The organism is Pseudomonas sp. Irchel s3h17 (assembly GCF_900187505.1).
In the GTDB taxonomy this organism is placed as follows: domain Bacteria; phylum Pseudomonadota; class Gammaproteobacteria; order Pseudomonadales; family Pseudomonadaceae; genus Aquipseudomonas.
Genome location: NZ_FYDL01000008.1, coordinates 143,458 through 160,488, shown reverse-complemented (window position 1 = coordinate 160,488; position 17,031 = coordinate 143,458). Strand labels below are relative to the sequence as shown.

Sequence of the window (17,031 nt, the reverse complement as noted above, 5' to 3'; positions counted from 1 at the left end):
GATGGGGTTCGTCTAGCAGGGCCGGGAAGTCTAGCGGAAATAGTGAAAATAGACCATGAAAGCTGATTGACCAACGGTAAACTCATCTCTATACTTCGCCGCCATTGAGCCCTGATGGCGGAATTGGTAGACGCGGCGGATTCAAAATCCGTTTTCGAAAGGAGTGGGAGTTCGAGTCTCCCTCGGGGCACCAAAATTAAGAAAGGTCTTGCTTAGCAAGGCCTTTTTTTTCGCCTACAGGAAAGTGCCGACGACCGTCCTGCCAGACATCACAAGGATCCACCCCATGGAATTGCCACTGGAAACAGTTGCCCTTTTCTCCCTCAAGCTGGCGTACGAGGCAGAAGGCCAAAGCCCGATTCTGCGGGATGACCTGATCATGGCCGACTATCAGAGGGACGTATTCGAGCTGCTGCTGCGCCGAGGTGATGTCGAGGCCATCCAGTTTAAAGTCAATGAATGCCTGGGCTTGGCGCTCAGCGCGTTAGGCGGTGTCGACAAGCCCCTGGGGCGTGAGCTGCAGCGGTTGTCAGCTGACTTCAGCCAGGCGCGGACGCTGGAGCAACTGAATGCCCCGCTCATCGCGCTCAAGGACTACTTGAAAGACATTCAGTGACGGATGGGGCGCTGTGCAGCCCCCAGATCCATTCAACTACAAGGACTGGCGAATGATCGACTTCAACAACAAAGGCTTCTTCAAGCTCAAGCAAAACAATGAGTACGCAGAACGTGTCTCGTCCCTGTTGCTGGAAGGCGAGGAAGTCGTCGACGCCTACAAGGCCATGCGCGACGGCGTGGTCTTCACGACCAAGCGGATCATCGCGGTGAACGTGCAAGGTATCACTGGCAGCAAAAAAGACTTCACCTCCCTCCCCTACAAAAACATCGTCGCCTACTCCGTGGAAACGTCCGGCACGTTCGACCTGGATTGCGAACTGGAAATTTACTTTTCGTCGCTGGGCAAGGTGAAGTTCGAATTCACAGGGAAGACGTCGATTGTCGAGATATCGAAGCTCATTTCCAAACATTTGCTCTGAGCCACGCCAAAAGAGGATCGGTTTTTATAAACGGTCCTCAAAGGGCGACAATCAATATGACGCCTCTTTCCCGACACATCGACAGATCATCTATCGAGTGAATTCAGAGCAAACCTACACCACTCAACGAAACGTCTGATTTATCTCCCTGCACCGCCTCGCCTAGCGTGCTCGTCCCTACCGATCACACAAGGACTTGTCTGGCATGAGGCGCTATCACATCACCGTCGGGGCCAAAACCACGGTCAACGGCACCGTGCTCACCGGCTACGCATACAGCACCATCAATGGCCAGGCCATGGCCCGCGAAGGCGATGAAGTCGACTGCCCGGAATGCGACAGCACCGGGGTCATTGTCTGCGACGGCCCGCACCTGGTGGACTTGCTGGATGGTCTCCCCGCCGCCCTCGACGGCGACCTCTGCCGTTGCAAGTGCGACCCGCCGCCGCGACTGATTGCCAACCAGAATCTCAGGTGTCAGTTGTTCGACAACGTCGCGCCACGCCCCCGAGCCACTGCTCAACCCGCCGCGCCAACCGCACGCCACCCGGTAGCCGAACCGCGCCCCTCCAGCTTCACCCCTGCACCGAACCGTCCAACCTCGACCTTCGCGCCGCTGCCCGGACAGGTCTGCGAGAACCTCTGGCGCGAGTACCAGCAAAGAGCCGAAGCCATCGTGGCGCCAGGCGGCATTCTGATCGCCGACCCCAAGGCACGTAACCGCGCGATCAATGCCGCCTACGCCCAACTCTGGCTACACGATCCGCGCTTGCAGTGGGCCGGGCTCGCCGCCTTCGCCTCGAAACAGGTGGGCTGTGGCCTGCTGCACGCCGCCGACTCGATCGACAAGATCCAGGCCGAACATGAAGCCGCGCAGCAGCTCAAGCGTAGCGCCAGGACAGGGCTCTTTGGCTTGTTCAGCGGCAGTGAAGATGAGCGGCAAGCGAAGCTGGGGGACTACGAGCAGGCACAACGGGACTACGAGCACGCCATCGGCAACAACCCGCTGCCGAGTATCGACCTCAGGCGCGAGGGCGAACCGCTGTCGATGGCGCAACAGCTGTACCAGCATGTGTATGAGATGCTGGCCATGGGCAATACCACGCTGTTCCTGGACGTCTATCCGCTGCATGTTTTCTACAAGGAACGGGGGTTGGGGGCGCTCGAAACCTGCCTGCCTTCGCGTAAGAACATTTATGGGCATGACCAGTACCCCGTGCTATGGCCGGTCGCACAACAGAAGCTAAAGTTCGGGACCGATCACGATGAAATCCTGCAAGCCTTTGAGGCCATTGAGGCTGGCAATATCGCCAAAAGTGTTGACCATCTTGCTAGGCACGAACAGGTCAATATTTTGCAACCGTCGATGTACAGCGACCTGAAGTTGGTGGTTCTGCTACGCGGCAATCACTTCTCTTATGTCACGAACTTCCCATCCGGCGTCGCTCAGGCCATTGAGCTGACGCTGGCCAGCCAATGCCGACCTGTCGATGACAGACGCACCATTGGTTTCAGCAATAACCCCGTAGCCGACCTGTCCGACATCCATCAGCGTATGCCTTTTGTGCTCAAGGCCGCGGCCCAGTTTGACGAGCTGTTGCATGATAGCAACCGCTATCAGATCGAACAGGCGCTTCGGGATATCGCCGCAGGTGCGGGCGTGCGATGAGCCTGATGCAACGTCTGGGTTGGCGACGCGGTGTGATTGCACTCGCGGTCGCTGTCTGCATTGCATGGGCGGCGATTGCAGCGCAATCAGAAAAGGAAATCGCATTGGTGATAGGCGAGCCTTGGGAGGACATGCGCCAGCGCTCCAGTGCGACCATTGGTCCAGCCATTCCTGGACGAGCCTGGTTCAATATGCCCAAGTCGGATGCCCGCCTGCGCTTCATTGACCCTCACTACGGGTTCGAGACCCCACTGGCTCGGTTTTTCACGGTTACTTTTGATGATGAGTTAGTCAACAGTGTCAGCATGTCCCCGCAAATCGAGCCGCTGCTACTCGACGATACGCTCAAGGTCGTGCTGGATTTGCAGGAGCAATGGCGCAAAGGCGGCTGGACGCCGAACCGGGTCAAAGACTTTCCATCGTTCGCCGACACACCGCAATGGCGTGCCCAATTGCGGGACGTGAACAAAGGCGGTACCGCTTACTGGCTAGCGGGCGACAAGTACCAGGCAATGCTCGTGGTCAATCGCTTCGAGGACTACAAGCGCCCTGAAGAGGAGCGTTACCTCATTACACTGGGGCTTTCCAAATCACGGGGCGTGCGATGAGCCTGACGCAACGTGTCGGTTGGCGACGCGGTGTGATTGCACTCGCGGTCGCTGCCTGCATTGCATGGGCGGCGATTGCAGCGCAATCAGAAAAGGAAATCGCATTGGTGATAGGCGAGCCTTGGGAGGACATGCGCCAGCGCTCCAGTGCGGAGATTGACCCGGCTATTGCCGGGCGCTTTTGGGGGCGATTGCCGAAATCGGATGCCCGCCTGCGCTTCATTGACCCTCACTACGGGTTCGAGACCCCACTGGCTCGGTTTTTCACGGTTACTTTTGATGATGAGTTAGTCAACAGTGTCAGCATGTCCCCGCAAATCGAGCCGCTGCTACTCGACGATACGCTCAAGGTTGTGCTGGAACTGCAGGAGAAATGGCGCAACGGCGGCTGGACGCCAATCCGGATCAAGGACTTTCCATCGTTCGCCGATACGCCCCAATGGCGCGCCCGATTGCGAGAGGTGAACAAGGGCGGTACGGCTTACTGGCGAGCAGGCGACCAGTACCAAGTGATGCTGGCGGTCAATCGTTTCAGGGATTATAAGCGCCCCACTGAGGAGCGTTACCTTATCACTCTACAGCTTGCCACACCGTGGGGGAGACCTTGACCCTGAGCCCTGATGATGGACACGCCATTGGCTTGGACAACAACCTCATGACCAATCTGTCCGACCTCCATCAGCGCATGCCTTTTGTGCTCAAGGCCACGGCACCGTTTGACGAGCTGTTGCATGACGGCAACCGCTATCAGATCGAACAGGCGCTTCGGGATATCGCCGCAGGTGGGGCGGGCGATGAGCCTGGCGCAATGTCTGGGTCGACGACGTGGTGTGTTTGCACTGGTGCTCGCTGCCTGCGTTTCGTGGGCGGCAATTGAAGCGCAATCGGAAAAGGAAATCGTATGGGTGATGGGTGATGGACGAGCCTTGTTTGCACCACCCCAGACCGGCGCCACCCGTGTGCTAGGCTTTTTCCCGATTACCCATGGCCAATGAAGGCCGCCTCAGCACACTGGAGTTATCCGATGAATACATCTGCCTCGTGGTTGCTTGCACCGGTTTTTGCCTTGTTGCTCAGCGGTTGTGCCGCTGTGGGCGCGGGCAGTGGCGGTGCGGGGGAAATGGAGATTCGCAGCGGCAAGATCGAGCAGATCACGCTCACGCAGATGCAGACCAATCACGACAGCGGTGTCGGGGCGATTCTGGGCGGGTTGGCTGGGGTCGGTATCGGCAGCCTGATCGGCAACGGCACCGGCCGGGACGTGGCCATGGTCGCTGGGGCACTGGCCGGCGCGGCGGGCGGTAATTATGCAGAGAAAAAGCACTATGACCAGCCACAGCAAGCGCAGCAGGTTATCGTGCGGGTGAAGAGCGGTGTGCTGGTGTCGGTGACCCAACCGATCAATCCTGCGCTGGCCAAGGGCAGCAATGTCTACATCGAAGGCAGCGGTAACGAGGCTCGGGTGGTGCCGCAGAGTTGAGGCCGCGGGGCAGGCTCACGGCACGCCTGCGGCCTGTCTGCCTGCCCCTACCCCTCCAGCACCGGCAACACCACCCTCGCTTCCAGCCCGCCGATCTTGCGGTTCCTGACCGTCAGCTCTCCCCCATGCTCCAGCACGATCGCCCGTGCGGCCGACAGGCCCAACCCCACGCCGCCGGTGTTTTTATTGCGCGAGCCTTCCAGCCGGTAGAACGGCACGAACACCTGTTCGTAGCGGTTATCCGGAATGCCCGGCCCACGGTCCAGTACGCGAACGATCACCTGCTTCTCGTCGCCGCACAGTTCGATGGCCGGCTCGCTGGCGTACTTGAGGGCGTTTTCCACCAGGTTGGTGATGACGCGCTTTAGGCCCAGCGGGCGGCCGACGTAGACCAGCCGGGGCGGGCCGCTGAAGGGGATCTCGATGGACTGGTCGCGGTAGTCGTCGATCAGGGTATGCAGCAGTTCGGCCAGGTCAAACGGCGTGGCTTGTTCAAGGCGCGCATCGTCGCGAAAGAAGTCCAGGCTGGAATTGATCATGGCGTGCATTTCATCGACGTCGCGGAACAGCTTTTTCTGCAGGTCCGGATCACCGATGAACTCACCACGCAGGCGCATGCGGGTCAGGGGCGCGCGCAGGTCATGGGAGATCGCCGCAAGCATCTGGGTGCGGTCCTTGATGAAGTGCTGCAACTGGGCCTGCATGGCGTTGAACGCAAGGATGGCCTGGCGGATTTCGTTCGGGCCGACCGGTTCGATAGGCGGTGCACGAAAGTCGACACCAAAGCGCCGTGCGCCCTGGGCGAAGGTTTTCAGGGGCCTGGCCAGGCGGCGGGTGGTGATCAGGGCGACCAGGCCGGTGGACAACAGCACCAGCAGGATGACGATCAGGTTGCGCGCCCAGTGCTCCAGCCCCCAACTGCGCGAGGGCATGCCGAACATCAGCCAGGAGCCATCCGTCAATTGCATCACCAGGGCGTACTGGCCGTCCTGTCGTGGCCAATCGCGGGGTTGGTAGACCTCCAGGCGCGAGCTATCGAATAGCTGATGAGCCTTCGGGTTGTTCGTGCGGGTGCTCGCCTCGGGGATATCGGGCAGGTTCAGCGCGTCATGGCTGGCGCGCCACTTGATGTCGAGGGTGCCATCGCTGGCGGCCGTGGCCAGTTTTTGCCGCTGCGAGGGTTCCGAGGCCTCGATCACCCGGCTCAGGGACGACAGTTTTTCCAGCAGGCCGGTCTCGGTCAGCGGTGGATACGCCCACACGCCCGCCACCTGGGTAAACAGGGCGTAGAAGCCCAGCGAGGTAAGCATCGCCAGGATGGTGGTCAGGGCGATCCAGCGCGAAACGGTGTCCCGCGAGCGCAGGCACCGGCCCCACTTCAGCCCTGTCACTGACGGGTCACGCTAGGGGTGAACAGGTAGCCGCCGTTGCGCACGGTGCGGATCATCTCCGGGCGCTTGCTGTCGATTTCCAGTTTGCGCCGCAAGCGGCTGACCTGGACGTCGATGCTGCGATCGAATGCCTCATGGGCACGCCCACGGGCCAGGTCCAGCAACAGTTCGCGGGTGAGGATGCGCTGCGGGTGCTCGACGAACACCAGCAGCAAGTCGAACTCCCCGGCCGACAACGGGATCATCACCTGATCCGGTGAGCGCAGTTCGCGCCGCGTGAGGTCCAGTTGCCACTCGGCGAACCGGATCAGTGGGTGTGGCACCTGGCCGGTCAGTGGACGCACTTCGCCCACCCGGCGCAATACCGCACGCACCCGCGCCAGCAGTTCGCGGGCGTCGAAGGGTTTGCTCAGGTAATCATCGGCGCCCATTTCCAGCCCCACCACCCGGTCGCTCAACTCACCCATGGCGGTCAGCATGATCACGGGCGTGGTGTATTGCTGGCGCAGGCGCTGGCACAGGCTCAGGCCGTTCTCGCCGGGCATCATCAGGTCGAGGATGATCAGGTCCGGCACCTGGCGCTCGATCGCGGCCCACAGTGAGACACCGTCGGTGGCGACCTCGACGGCATAACCTTGCTGCACAAAAAATTTACTCAGTAGATCAAGGACCTCAAGGTCGTCGTCCACGATCAAAAGATTGCTCACCGGCGCATCACTCAGCGTCTGATAGATCTGACATCTAAAACCATTCGGCGCGCCCCGTCATTTATTTCATCAAGGTCACAAAGAATCAACCCCGAAAAAAAGCAGACATCTTTAAGCAAGGTGCAGCTGCCAGCATCAAGCTTCCTCTTTTTCCAAAGACTGTCCGCCATGCCTGTGTTCAAGCGCTCCCAAGCACTGTTTCGCAATACCGCACTGCTGCTGACCTTGACCTACCTGTACGGCTGCACCAGCCGTAACACGGCCGACACTTCAGCTACCTGCGCCCAAGTCAGCTACCCGCTGCACGACCCGGCCGAGCAGGTTAACCGCGGTATTTTCTCGTTCAACCAGGTGATCGATGAGTACGCCATCGCGCCGGTCGCTCGCGGTTATGGCTACACGCCGGATTTCTTCCAGCTGGGCATGCATAACTTCACCACCAACTTCAACGAACCCACGGTGTTCGTCAACGACCTGATGCAAGGCAACGGCAAGCGGTCACTCAACACCCTGGGCCGCTTCACGATCAACAGCACGGCCGGCCTGCTGGGGATGATCGACGTGTCCGACTCGCTGGCAATCCCGCGCCACACCTCGGACTTCGGCCAGACCTTCGGTGTGTGGGGCATCGGTGCCGGACCGATCGTTGAAATGCCGGTACTGGGCACCGCCAACAGCCGCGACGCGGTCGGCAAGGTTCTGGCCGCTGCCTTCAACCCGTTCGGCGACAACAGCGACACTGCCGAAACCCTGACCACCGTTGCCAGTGTCGGTGGCGTGATCGACAAGCGCGCCGCGGCATTGCCGTTGACCGACACCCTGTCACAACAACCGGATTACTACGCGGCCCTGCGTGACATCACCGCCGAAAAGCGCGCCAAATTTGTCCAGGAAGGCAAACTGGGCGAGTCCGACCCGCAACAGCAACGCTGCGAAGAAACCCCGACCGATGCCACGTAACACCCGGCCACTGGTGCTCGAGCAGCGCCAGGTCAAACGCACCCATGCCCACCTGCACTGCAGCGAAACCAGCCTGCACCTGTCGGATGACGAGCGCGAGCTGACCCTCCGGCGCTACATCGAGGTCTCCAGCCCCGAAGGCATGCAGTGGGTAGAACGCAGCCATCGGGTGCCGGTGGCCGCCCTGATGCGCTGGATAATCGCCCATGGCGAGGAGCAAGCGGTGGAGCAAGGCAATGAAATGCCCGCCCACCGATCGGCTGTTTGAACCCGCTACCCGGCCAATCCTGCTTTTGCTCCCCCTCCCCTTCAGTGCCCCGTCGGCGGCATCATCCCCTGCCAGCACCCTCTTGCTTTAGCGACCCAAGCCCTTACTATCGCTGATTCATTCGAAGCGTCGCCCCTGCGGCACCGACGCCTGCCCTGCGCCTTGAAAGGACTCAACGATGAACACGACCCTGATTGCCACTGCTGTCCTCACGGCCCTGCTCGGCAGCGCCCAGGCTCAGGCCACCACCACGCCTGCCGCCGATAAGGCGGTGCCCGTGACCGTCGACAACTTCATCCGCGCCGAATCGGACATGTACGTGGGCGCGCTGACCCAGCAAGGCGGCCTGGGCAAACTGCTGCATCGTCGCGAAGCCGCTTCGATCGAACACCAGACCGTCATCCGCCTGAACCGCGACACGCTCTACTCCTCCGGGGTGTTCGACCTCGACGCCGGGCCGGTGACCATCACCCTGCCGGAGCCGGGCAAGCGCTACATGGCACTGCAAGTCATCAACCAGGACCACTACGTGCCGAACGTGTACTACGGCGCCGGCAGCTACACCCTGACCCGTGAAAACGTCGGCACCCGCTATGCGGTGACGGCCATCCGCACCCTGGTCGACCCGGCCAACCCGGACGACGTCAAACAGGTGCATACGCTGCAGGACGCGATCAAGGTCAGCCAGAAAGCCCCTGGTTCGCTTGAGTTGCCGCAATGGGACGCCGCCAGCCAGAAGAAAGTGCGCGATGCCCTGCTGGTACTGTCCTCGACTATCCCCGACTTCAAGAAAGCCTTCGGCACTCGGGACACCGTCGACCCGATCCGCCACCTGCTCGGCTCGGCATCTGCCTGGGGCGGCAACCCGGACAAGGACGCCACGTACCTGAACGTCACCCCGGCGCAAAACGACGGCAAGACGGTGTACCGCCTCACCGTCAAAGACGTGCCCGTGGATGGCTTCTGGTCCGTGAGCCTGTACAACGCCGAAGGCTACTACCAGCCCAACCCGGCCAATGCCTACACCCTCAACAACCTCACCGCGAAGAAAGCCGATGACGGCTCGATTGCCATCCAGTTCGGCGATTGCCAGGCGACGACCGTCAACTGCCTGCCAACGGTTGCGGGATGGAATTACACCGTGCGCCTGTACCGTCCGCAGGCGCCGATCCTGAACGGCACCTGGACATTTCCCGAGTCGGTTGCGGTCAAGTAATCAGTTGATGCGGGGCTGGTTGCCGGCCCCTTATTCAATGTGCACATGTATAAGTCGGGACATATTTCTGCGGACCGGCTGCGGTATCATCGTCGGCTAATCTGCGCCAAGAGCCACGCCCCCGGATGTCCATGCCTGCCCTGCCCCTCGACACTCAATCACCTTTGCCCGCCGTGTTGGTCGGCCCGCTGCTGCGGCGCCTGGAGCCGACGCGCCTGGTGCTGTGGCTGGTGGGGTCGCGGGCGCTGACGCTGACGTTGCGCCTGTCGACAGGCGGCGACATCGCGCTCGACGCCAGTCGCTGCCAGGTGATCCCGGTCGGCAGCCAGGCTTTTATCCACCTGATCGACGTCAACCTGGACACGGCCCTGCCCTGCGACGTGGCGATTGAGTACGACCTGTTGATCGCTCAGGCCGATGGCACCTCCAGCGGTATCGCCGAGTGGGCACCCCACCTGATTTATGGCGATGCACAGCAGCCGAACTTTGTCCTGCGCAGCCGCATTGACCAGATACTCCACGGATCCTGCCGCAAACCTCACCATCACGCCCGTGACGGCCTGCTGTGTGTCGACCAGCTGTTGGCGACCAACCCTGTCGCCGAGCAACGACCGGCGCTGTTGATGATGAGTGGTGACCAGGTCTATGCCGACGATGTGGCAGGGCCGATGCTGCGGGCGATTCATGCCTTGATCGAGCGCCTGGGTCTGTTCGGCGAGCACCTGGACGGCGCAGTGGTGAACGACAGCGCCGCGCTCTACGGGCACCCGGCCAGCTACTACCATCGTGCCGATCTGCTGCCGGCGCTGTCGAGCAACGACACCCTGCGCGAGCGGTTTTTCGGCGGGGCGCGCAAGCCGATTTTCACCAGCAGCAGCGCCGACAATCATCTGGTGACCTTCGCCGAAGTCATGGCCATGTACCTGCTGGTATGGTCGCCAACCCCCTGGACACTGATCACCCCCCAACCGCCGGCTCTCACCGCGCCACGAAAAGAGCTCTACGAGCTTGAGCAGGTGCGAATCGATGCCTTCAGGGAGGGGCTCGACGGCGTGGCCCGGGTGTTTGCCCACTTGCCGTGCCTGATGATCTTCGATGACCACGACATCACCGACGACTGGAACCTCAGCGCCCAGTGGGAAGAAACCGCCTACGGTCATCCATTCTCCAAACGCATCATCGGCAATGCCCTGATCGCCTACATGTTGTGCCAGGGCTGGGGCAACAACCCCGATGCGTTCACTGCGATCATGGATAAAACCCACGCCCTGAACGCCCGGGACGGATACCTGGACAGCACCGCGCAAGACGCGCTGATCAGCGACCTGCTGAAGTTCCAGCAGTGGCATTACGTGCTGCCGACCACGCCGGCGCTGGTGGTGCTCGACACCCGCACCCGCCGCTGGCGCAGCGAGTTCAACCTCAAGCAACCCTCGGGGCTGCTCGACTGGGAAGCCCTGAGCGAACTGCAACAGGAACTGCTCGACCACCCCTCGGCGATCATCGTCTCCCCGGCCCCGGTGTTCGGGGTCAAGCTGATCGAGACCGTGCAGAAGGTCTTCAGTTGGTGCGGTTATCCACTGCTGGTGGATGCGGAAAACTGGATGGCCCATCGTGGCGCGGCGCAGGTGATCCTGAATATTTTCCGCCACTCGCGCACGCCGGGTAACTACGTGATTCTGTCGGGCGATGTGCATTACTCGTTCGTCTACGAAGTGCTGATCCGTCATCGCACCGCCGGCCCGCGCATCTGGCAGATCACCAGCAGCGGCATCAAGAACGAGTTTCCGCCCAGCCTGCTCGAATGGTTCGACCGCCTCAACCGCTGGCTCTACTCACCGCGCTCGCCGCTCAACTGGTTTACCAGGCGTCGACTCATGCAGGTGGAGCCCCATGTACCGGAACACGCACAAGCCGGCGAGCGGCTGTGGAATTCGGCGGGCATTGGCCAGGTGTTCTTCAATGAACAGGGCCAACCGCTGGCCATCTACCAGCACAATGCCAATGGCTCACCGAAAACCCGGATGGTGGCGCCGTCCCCGGACTGACCGTCAGCATCATGGATGCCAGACAATGCCTGCGCGACAGGAGCGAGTTCATGGAACTCCTCGCCCTGGCACAGACCACCCGCTGAAGTTCACTGCTTACGAAGGATACGTATGCTCACGCGAAACAAGATGGTCCCCGAACTGATGGTCAGTAATCTCCAGCAAAGCCTGGATTTCTGGACCACGCTGATTGGCTTTCACATCGCCTACGATCGCCCTGAAGAGGGGTTTGCCTACCTCGATTTCGACGGGGTGCAAGTGATGCTCGAACAGCACGACCCACTGGAAGGCCAATGGCAGACGGGGGCACTGGAAGTGCCCTTTGGTCGCGGTATCAACTTCCAGATGACCGTCGATGCCGTCGAACCGATTCTGCAGCGCCTGGCCGCGCTCCAATGGCCGCTGTTTCGCCCGTTTGCCGAAGCCTGGTATCGCTGCGGCGCGGTTGAAGTGGGTCAGTGCGAACTGTTGGTACAAGACCCGGACGGCTACTTGTTGCGCCTGGTCCAGAAACTGGGAGAGCGACCCGCCCGGTAGCCACCGGCGGCCTGATGATGACTGCGAGGCGGTGCGTGGGATACACCGCTTTCGCTTGATCGAAAAGATGATCATTATTTCACAATCATCAACCCGGACCGCGAACATCCCAGACTAATATAAATAACTAACCGCTAAACTTAATTCATTAAATATGACACACTGTCGACGCACTCCTGACATAAATACAACATTCGATCTAGAACTTTAATAACTAGCCAGCATGAGACTGACCGGCTGTCAGGCACTCACCCCGCCGCCACAAAAATCAGCCCCGGCGCGGCCTTACGCACTTATCAATTTATCAAAAATGTTTATTTATAATCAGTAGACATTGACCTCCCACGCCTCCCCCCTCCTAATTAACTGACCCCGGCAGCCTGAAACCTGCTGCCCGGAAAGCGCCTTGGCATGCAAAAATAGAGCTTGCGAAACGGAGCAGCAGCGCGGGCGATAAAGAGCTGAGCTACGCTTGCGCACATTGAACATTCATTTAATCTACAGCCTCCACCCGATACGCTGCGCAACCACACAGGGATCGATCAATGCTCAGAGATGTTTTAATTATTCTTACAGCATCGTTGGTAGTCATTGCACTGTTCCGACGCCTGAACCTGCCACCGATCCTCGGCTACCTGTGTGTCGGGTTGATCGTAGGGCCGCAGGCGCTCGGCTGGGTGAGTGACTCAGAGGGCCTGCCCTACCTGGCGGAACTGGGTGTGGTGTTTCTTCTGTTTTCCCTGGGCCTGGAGTTTTCGCTGTCGAAAATGCTCGCCTTGCGCAAGGTGGTCTTCGGCCTGGGCAGCCTGCAAGTCATCGTCTCCAGTGTGATTCTGGGCGGGGCCTTGTACATGGCGGGCTTGCAGGCGAGTGGCGCAGTGCTGCTCGGGGCTGGCCTGGCGTTGTCCTCCACCGCCATTGTCAGCAAGGAGCTGACCAGCCTGGGCGAAGTCTTCAGCCCCCACGGCCAGAACGCGATCGGTGTATTGCTGTTCCAGGACGTGGTTGCCGTGCTGTTGCTGACAATGGTACCGGTGTTTTCCGGAACCTCCGGGCAAGCCTGGTACTGGGCACTGCCCATCACCCTGGGCAAGACGGTCGTGCTGTTCGTGGGCTTGTTCATGATCAGCCGCTGGCTGCTGCCGAAACTGTTCCATGAGATCGCCGCCTCCCGCTCCGCCGAGTTGTTCGTGCTGCTGGCCCTGGTGATTGTCATGTTGACGGCCTGGCTGACCCATTTGCTCGGGCTCTCGCCGGCACTGGGTGCGTTTCTCGCCGGCATGCTGCTGGGAGAAAGCAGCTACCGGCACCAGATCGAAGCCGACATACGCCCTTTCCGGGATATCTTGCTGGGGGTGTTTTTTGTCAGCATCGGCATGCTGATCGACCTGAGCATCTTCCAGAGCCACTGGCTCTTGATCATCGGCTTGACCCTGGCGTTGCTGGTCACCAAGGGCGTGGTCGTTGCCGTCATTCTCCGGCTCAATGGCAGCAACAGCGAAACGTCCTGGCGCAGCGGCCTGGCGTTGGCTCAGGGCGGTGAATTCTGCTTTGCCCTGATGACGCAAATGCAAGCCAACAGCCTGGTTTCCAAGGAACTGAGCGGGCTCTTGCTGACCGCGACCTTCTGCTCGATGGTGGTGACCCCCCTGATGCTGCGAGTGGCCCCGGCCATCGCCAAGCGCCTGCACCAGACGCCGAACGATGAGGTCAACATCGATGAAATCGCCCTGCAAAGCCAGGAGCTGCACGGCCATGTGATCATCTGCGGCTACGGTCGCGTGGGGCAGGCCATTGGCCGGGTCCTGATGGGTGAGCAACACCGGTTTGTGGCGGTCGACGATAACCCTGAGCAAATCCAGAAAGACTCCGCCCAGAAGAATGTCCACTACGGTGACTCGCGACGCCCCGAGTTACTGGCCGCCCTGGGCCTGAACCGCGCGCGCCTGGTGGTGATTGCCATCGATGATGCGGACGCCGCCATGACCATCATCCAGGCCATCAGGCACATCAACAGCACCATCGACATCATTGTCCGCACCCAGGACGACAGCCAGACCACCGAGTTGAAAGCGGCCGGTGCCACCGAGGTGATACCGGAAGTGCTCGAGTCGACCCTGACACTGGCCGCCCACACGCTGATCATGCTGGGCACTCCCAAAGAACGCGTACAACTACGGGTGGACGACGTCAGACGCAACCGCTACCACTTGCTGTAATCCACACCCAACCCGCTCAACAGTCGGTGATAACGGGCGCACTCAAGGATTGAGCGCGCCCTTTGAACACGCCAGCACCCGACGTTGTGAAGGTGACAGAAATAACCATTTTTTAGCGCCTGCATGATGCCGCCCCGACATAGCGGCCAAGGCATTACGCACCCACGATTTCCTCAAGGCTAAAACATGCAAACCCCTGCCCCCCTGAAGCACGCCGAAACGCAGCACTGCAAAGATTGCAAGTTAGCCTCCCTATGCCTTCCTCTCTCGCTCAACAGTGAAGATGTCACCGCATTGAACGAGATCATCAAGCGCGATCGCCCGTTAAGAAAAGGCGATTACCTGTTTCGCCAAGGCGATCCCTTTACCTCGATTTACGCCATCCGTTCCGGCACGCTGAAAACTTCCAGCCTGAACAGTAACGGAGAAGAGCACATTATCGGCTTCCATTTGCCCGGCGAACTGATCGGCTTTTCCGGCATGGATATAAACGCCTACACCTCAAGTGCCCAGGCACAGGAAACCACCACGGTGTGCGAAATCCCCTTTGATCAACTGGAGAAGTTATCGGAGCGAATTCCGAAACTGCGACGCCAGTTGATCCACATCATGAGCCGGGAAATCCGTGACGATCAAAAAATGATGCGGCTACTGGCCAAGAAAAATGCCAACGAACGCCTGGCGGCTTTTCTGGTCAATCTGTCCCTGCGCTTTCACGCCAATGGTTACTCGGCCAATCAGTTTCGACTGAGCATGACCCGCAATGAAATCGCCAACTACCTGGGCATCGCCACCGAGACCGCCTGCCGCACCTTCACCCTCTTGCAACAGCAAGGGCTGATCGCCGCACAGGGCAAATGCATCCAGATCATCGACACCACATCGCTGTGTGAACTGTCCAACCGGTAAGTGCCGTGGGTTCATCCAGGCCCGGCCGTACTCCTGAAGAGCAACAGCAGTGTGATCCGACTACAGGGATTCCAGGCCACCTTCGCTCAGATCAGACCTACAGGGTTTAAAGAAGCGTCTTGAGGACGGCAAAGGTGTAGAGAGGGCTTAATCGAAACTGCCCAGGGAGCAGTTTCGATTTCCCGGACCACTCAGAGGTGCACCTTGCAAACATGTACTCATTTCTGTACGTTCTTCGTATCAAGCGAGGACAAGACGATGCAGACCATCAATTACACCCATGCGCGCGCGCACCTTTCGGAAACCATGGATCGCGTCAATGAAGACCGCACCCCGCTGCTGGTGACCCGGCAAAAGGGAGAACCCGTGGTGATGATTTCCCTCGCCGAGTACAACGCGCTGGAAGAAACGGCCTATCTGCTCCGAACGCCAGCCAACGCCGAGCGCCTGATCAAGTCGATCAGTAACCTGCGGGCCGGGAAAAGCAAGCCAAGACAGCTCATCGAAGAATGAACATCCTGTTCACTCCCGAAGGCTGGGAAGATTACCTCTGGTTTCAGCAGAACGATAAAGCCGGACTAAAGCGGATCAACCTGTTGATCAAGGCAACCCAGCGAGATCCCTTTACCGGTCCCGGCAAGCCTGAGCCACTCAAACATAACCTGAGTGGCTTCTGGTCACGGCGAATTACTGCCGAGCATCACCTCGTCTATTGCGTTGAGGGCGACGGGTTACAGATCGTGATGTGCAGATACCATTACTGAACGCTTACCAGCCGCCCTATCCCGCGCACAATCATCTCCACCTCGCGCTCATCAATCGTCAGCGGCGGCAGCAGGCGAATGGTTTTACCCCGCGTCACATTGATCAGCAGCCCGTGGTCGCGGGCGGCGATGAGGGTCAGGTCGCGAATGGGTTGGGCCAGTTCGATGCCGATCATCAAGCCCTGACCACGGATCGCCAGCACGTTCGGGTAATCATCGAGTTCGGCGTGCAGCCGAGCCAGCAGCAGTTCGCCCTGGCGCTTGGCGTTTGCCAGCAGCCCTTGCTCTTCAATGATCTCAAGCACCGTGCAGCCGACCCGACATGCCAGCGGGTTGCCGCCAAAGGTGCTGCCGTGGCTGCCGGGGGTGAACAGTTCGGCGGCTTTGCCACGGGCCAGGCAGGCGCCGATCGGCACACCGTTGCCCAGGCCCTTGGCCAGGGTCATGATGTCCGGCACGATGCCTTCGTGCTGAAAGGCGAACCACTGCCCGGTACGGCCGATACCCGTCTGGATCTCGTCGAGCATCAGCAGCCAGTTGCGCCGGTCACACAGAGCACGCAGGGCTTTGAGATACCCGGTCGGCGCCAGTTGCACGCCGCCTTCGCCCTGAATCGGCTCCATCAGCACCGCCACGATACGTTGCCCGTAGGCCTGGTGGGCTTTATCCAGCGCCGCGAGATCGCCAAACGGCACTTTGAGAAAACCCCCTGGCAACGGGTGAAATCCCAGGCGCACCGCCGGGCCGTCACTGGCGGACAGCGTGCCAAGGGTGCGGCCGTGAAAGGCGTTTTCCATCACCACCACCAGCGGCTGCTCGACCCCTTTGTGCCAACCGTACAAGCGCGCCAGCTTCAGTGCGGTTTCATTGGCTTCGGCACCCGAGTTGTTGAAGAACACCCGTTCCAGGCCGGACAGCGCGGTGAGCTTTTCCGCCAGCCGTTGCTGCCAGTCGATGCTGTACAGGTTCGACGTGTGCAGCAACAAACCGGCCTGCTCGGTGATCGCACTGACCACCCGCGGGTGCGAGTGGCCGACATTGGTCACGGCCACGCCCGCCACCGCATCCAGATACTCACGGCCGGACTGGTCCCACAGGCGGGTGCCCAGTCCCTTGGCAAAACTCAAGGCCAGCGGTTGATAAGTGCTCATCAGGTGGGTGGCGGTCATGGCATCAAGCTCCATCAGGTGTTGGTTTTTTTGCAGTATCGTTAGCCAC

General features: G+C 60.2%; 19 protein-coding genes and 1 tRNA gene. 17 read left to right on the top strand and 3 right to left on the bottom strand.

All coding sequences use genetic code 11. The features are described from left to right. Positions 1-108 precede the first annotated feature (108 nt). From CKW25_RS13490 to CKW25_RS13455, 8 genes are all read left to right on the top strand, one after another. Positions 109-193, top strand: a tRNA-Leu gene (locus CKW25_RS13490). Positions 194-286: 93 nt separating this feature from the next. Then, positions 287-616, top strand: coding sequence for a hypothetical protein (locus CKW25_RS13485; protein ID WP_095079915.1), 330 nt, complete (start codon positions 287-289; stop codon positions 614-616). Between the two features lie 52 nt (positions 617-668). Further along, positions 669-1,037, top strand: coding sequence for a PH domain-containing protein (locus tag CKW25_RS13480; protein ID WP_095079913.1), 369 nt, complete (start codon positions 669-671; stop codon positions 1,035-1,037). A 205-nt stretch (positions 1,038-1,242) separates the two neighbouring features. Continuing rightward, positions 1,243-2,706, top strand: coding sequence for a PAAR domain-containing protein (locus CKW25_RS13475; RefSeq protein ID WP_095079911.1), 1,464 nt, complete (start codon positions 1,243-1,245; stop codon positions 2,704-2,706). Continuing rightward, positions 2,703-3,314 (top strand): hypothetical protein, encoded by a 612-nt coding sequence (locus CKW25_RS13470; RefSeq protein ID WP_095079910.1) that lies wholly within the window; start codon positions 2,703-2,705, stop codon positions 3,312-3,314. The genes CKW25_RS13475 and CKW25_RS13470 overlap by 4 nt, the downstream gene beginning before the upstream one ends. Next, on the top strand, positions 3,311-3,922 hold the full coding sequence (locus CKW25_RS13465; RefSeq protein WP_095079908.1) for a hypothetical protein: 612 nt from the start codon (positions 3,311-3,313) through the stop codon (positions 3,920-3,922). The genes CKW25_RS13470 and CKW25_RS13465 overlap by 4 nt, the downstream gene beginning before the upstream one ends. After that, complete coding sequence (locus CKW25_RS13460) at positions 3,919-4,191, top strand: hypothetical protein (protein ID WP_143497323.1); 273 nt, start codon at positions 3,919-3,921, stop codon at positions 4,189-4,191. Before CKW25_RS13465 ends, CKW25_RS13460 begins: the two co-directional genes overlap by 4 nt. A 147-nt stretch (positions 4,192-4,338) precedes the next feature. Then, complete coding sequence (locus CKW25_RS13455; protein ID WP_095079904.1) at positions 4,339-4,794, top strand: glycine zipper 2TM domain-containing protein; 456 nt, start codon at positions 4,339-4,341, stop codon at positions 4,792-4,794. Positions 4,795-4,841: 47 nt separating this feature from the next. Here CKW25_RS13455 and CKW25_RS13450 read toward each other — a convergent pair whose 3' ends face one another. Together CKW25_RS13450 and CKW25_RS13445 are read right to left on the bottom strand one after the other, a co-directional pair. After that, positions 4,842-6,176 (bottom strand): ATP-binding protein, encoded by a 1,335-nt coding sequence (locus CKW25_RS13450; RefSeq protein ID WP_371855131.1) that lies wholly within the window; start codon positions 6,174-6,176, stop codon positions 4,842-4,844. A gap of 5 nt (positions 6,177-6,181) precedes the next feature. Continuing rightward, positions 6,182-6,892 carry a response regulator gene (locus CKW25_RS13445; RefSeq protein ID WP_095079903.1) on the bottom strand — a complete coding sequence of 237 codons (711 nt, stop codon included), beginning with the start codon at positions 6,890-6,892 and terminating at the stop codon, positions 6,182-6,184. A 168-nt stretch (positions 6,893-7,060) separates the two neighbouring features. On the opposite strand from CKW25_RS13445, the gene CKW25_RS13440 reads away from it, so the two are divergent. The 9 genes from CKW25_RS13440 to CKW25_RS13400 all read left to right on the top strand — a co-directional run bounded on the left by CKW25_RS13440 (position 7,061) and on the right by CKW25_RS13400 (position 15,813). Further along, the gene (locus CKW25_RS13440; protein ID WP_095079901.1) at positions 7,061-7,852 is read left to right on the top strand and encodes a VacJ family lipoprotein; all 792 of its coding nucleotides are present in this window, start codon (positions 7,061-7,063) and stop codon (positions 7,850-7,852) included. Continuing rightward, the gene (locus tag CKW25_RS13435; RefSeq protein ID WP_095079899.1) at positions 7,842-8,120 is read left to right on the top strand and encodes a hypothetical protein; all 279 of its coding nucleotides are present in this window, start codon (positions 7,842-7,844) and stop codon (positions 8,118-8,120) included. The genes CKW25_RS13440 and CKW25_RS13435 overlap by 11 nt, the downstream gene beginning before the upstream one ends. 178 nt (positions 8,121-8,298) lie before the next feature. Beyond that, complete coding sequence (locus CKW25_RS13430) at positions 8,299-9,336, top strand: DUF1214 domain-containing protein (RefSeq protein ID WP_095079897.1); 1,038 nt, start codon at positions 8,299-8,301, stop codon at positions 9,334-9,336. A gap of 125 nt (positions 9,337-9,461) precedes the next feature. Next, positions 9,462-11,384, top strand: a complete 1,923-nt coding sequence (locus CKW25_RS13425) for an alkaline phosphatase D family protein (protein ID WP_371855100.1) — start codon at positions 9,462-9,464, stop codon at positions 11,382-11,384. Positions 11,385-11,495: 111 nt separating this feature from the next. Continuing rightward, positions 11,496-11,921, top strand: coding sequence for a VOC family protein (locus CKW25_RS13420; RefSeq protein WP_095079895.1), 426 nt, complete (start codon positions 11,496-11,498; stop codon positions 11,919-11,921). Between the two features lie 545 nt (positions 11,922-12,466). Next, on the top strand, positions 12,467-14,140 hold the full coding sequence (locus CKW25_RS13415; protein ID WP_095079893.1) for a monovalent cation:proton antiporter-2 (CPA2) family protein: 1,674 nt from the start codon (positions 12,467-12,469) through the stop codon (positions 14,138-14,140). Positions 14,141-14,326: 186 nt separating this feature from the next. After that, complete coding sequence (gene fnr, locus CKW25_RS13410; RefSeq protein WP_095079891.1) at positions 14,327-15,049, top strand: fumarate/nitrate reduction transcriptional regulator Fnr; 723 nt, start codon at positions 14,327-14,329, stop codon at positions 15,047-15,049. 258 nt (positions 15,050-15,307) lie between these two features. Beyond that, positions 15,308-15,562, top strand: coding sequence for a type II toxin-antitoxin system prevent-host-death family antitoxin (locus CKW25_RS13405; protein WP_095079889.1), 255 nt, complete (start codon positions 15,308-15,310; stop codon positions 15,560-15,562). Further along, positions 15,559-15,813, top strand: coding sequence for a Txe/YoeB family addiction module toxin (locus CKW25_RS13400; protein WP_095079887.1), 255 nt, complete (start codon positions 15,559-15,561; stop codon positions 15,811-15,813). The genes CKW25_RS13405 and CKW25_RS13400 overlap by 4 nt, the downstream gene beginning before the upstream one ends. Here the strand turns inward: CKW25_RS13400 and CKW25_RS13395 are convergent. After that, a complete protein-coding gene (locus tag CKW25_RS13395) occupies positions 15,807-16,997 on the bottom strand; it encodes an aspartate aminotransferase family protein (protein ID WP_143497321.1) in 1,191 nt (396 codons plus the stop codon). The two genes, CKW25_RS13400 and CKW25_RS13395, sit on opposite strands and share 7 nt — an antisense overlap. Positions 16,998-17,031: the final 34 nt, after the last annotated feature.

Excerpts from the sequence above, each read along its gene's own strand:
- CKW25_RS13425 (WP_371855100.1), top strand. The coding sequence starts at position 9,462 with ATGTCCATGCCTGCCCTGCCCCTCGACACTCAATCACCTTTGCCCGCC.
- CKW25_RS13475 (WP_095079911.1), top strand. The coding sequence starts at position 1,243 with ATGAGGCGCTATCACATCACCGTCGGGGCCAAAACCACGGTCAACGGC.
- fnr (WP_095079891.1), top strand. The coding sequence starts at position 14,327 with ATGCAAACCCCTGCCCCCCTGAAGCACGCCGAAACGCAGCACTGCAAA.
- CKW25_RS13440 (WP_095079901.1), top strand. The coding sequence starts at position 7,061 with ATGCCTGTGTTCAAGCGCTCCCAAGCACTGTTTCGCAATACCGCACTG.
- CKW25_RS13465 (WP_095079908.1), top strand. The coding sequence starts at position 3,311 with ATGAGCCTGACGCAACGTGTCGGTTGGCGACGCGGTGTGATTGCACTC.
- CKW25_RS13480 (WP_095079913.1), top strand. The coding sequence starts at position 669 with ATGATCGACTTCAACAACAAAGGCTTCTTCAAGCTCAAGCAAAACAAT.
- CKW25_RS13420 (WP_095079895.1), top strand. The coding sequence starts at position 11,496 with ATGCTCACGCGAAACAAGATGGTCCCCGAACTGATGGTCAGTAATCTC.
- CKW25_RS13400 (WP_095079887.1), top strand. The coding sequence starts at position 15,559 with ATGAACATCCTGTTCACTCCCGAAGGCTGGGAAGATTACCTCTGGTTT.
- CKW25_RS13415 (WP_095079893.1), top strand. The coding sequence starts at position 12,467 with ATGCTCAGAGATGTTTTAATTATTCTTACAGCATCGTTGGTAGTCATT.
- CKW25_RS13435 (WP_095079899.1), top strand. The coding sequence starts at position 7,842 with ATGCCACGTAACACCCGGCCACTGGTGCTCGAGCAGCGCCAGGTCAAA.
- CKW25_RS13395 (WP_143497321.1), bottom strand. The coding sequence starts at position 16,997 with ATGGAGCTTGATGCCATGACCGCCACCCACCTGATGAGCACTTATCAA.
- CKW25_RS13405 (WP_095079889.1), top strand. The coding sequence starts at position 15,308 with ATGCAGACCATCAATTACACCCATGCGCGCGCGCACCTTTCGGAAACC.
- CKW25_RS13430 (WP_095079897.1), top strand. The coding sequence starts at position 8,299 with ATGAACACGACCCTGATTGCCACTGCTGTCCTCACGGCCCTGCTCGGC.
- CKW25_RS13455 (WP_095079904.1), top strand. The coding sequence starts at position 4,339 with ATGAATACATCTGCCTCGTGGTTGCTTGCACCGGTTTTTGCCTTGTTG.
- CKW25_RS13485 (WP_095079915.1), top strand. The coding sequence starts at position 287 with ATGGAATTGCCACTGGAAACAGTTGCCCTTTTCTCCCTCAAGCTGGCG.
- CKW25_RS13470 (WP_095079910.1), top strand. The coding sequence starts at position 2,703 with ATGAGCCTGATGCAACGTCTGGGTTGGCGACGCGGTGTGATTGCACTC.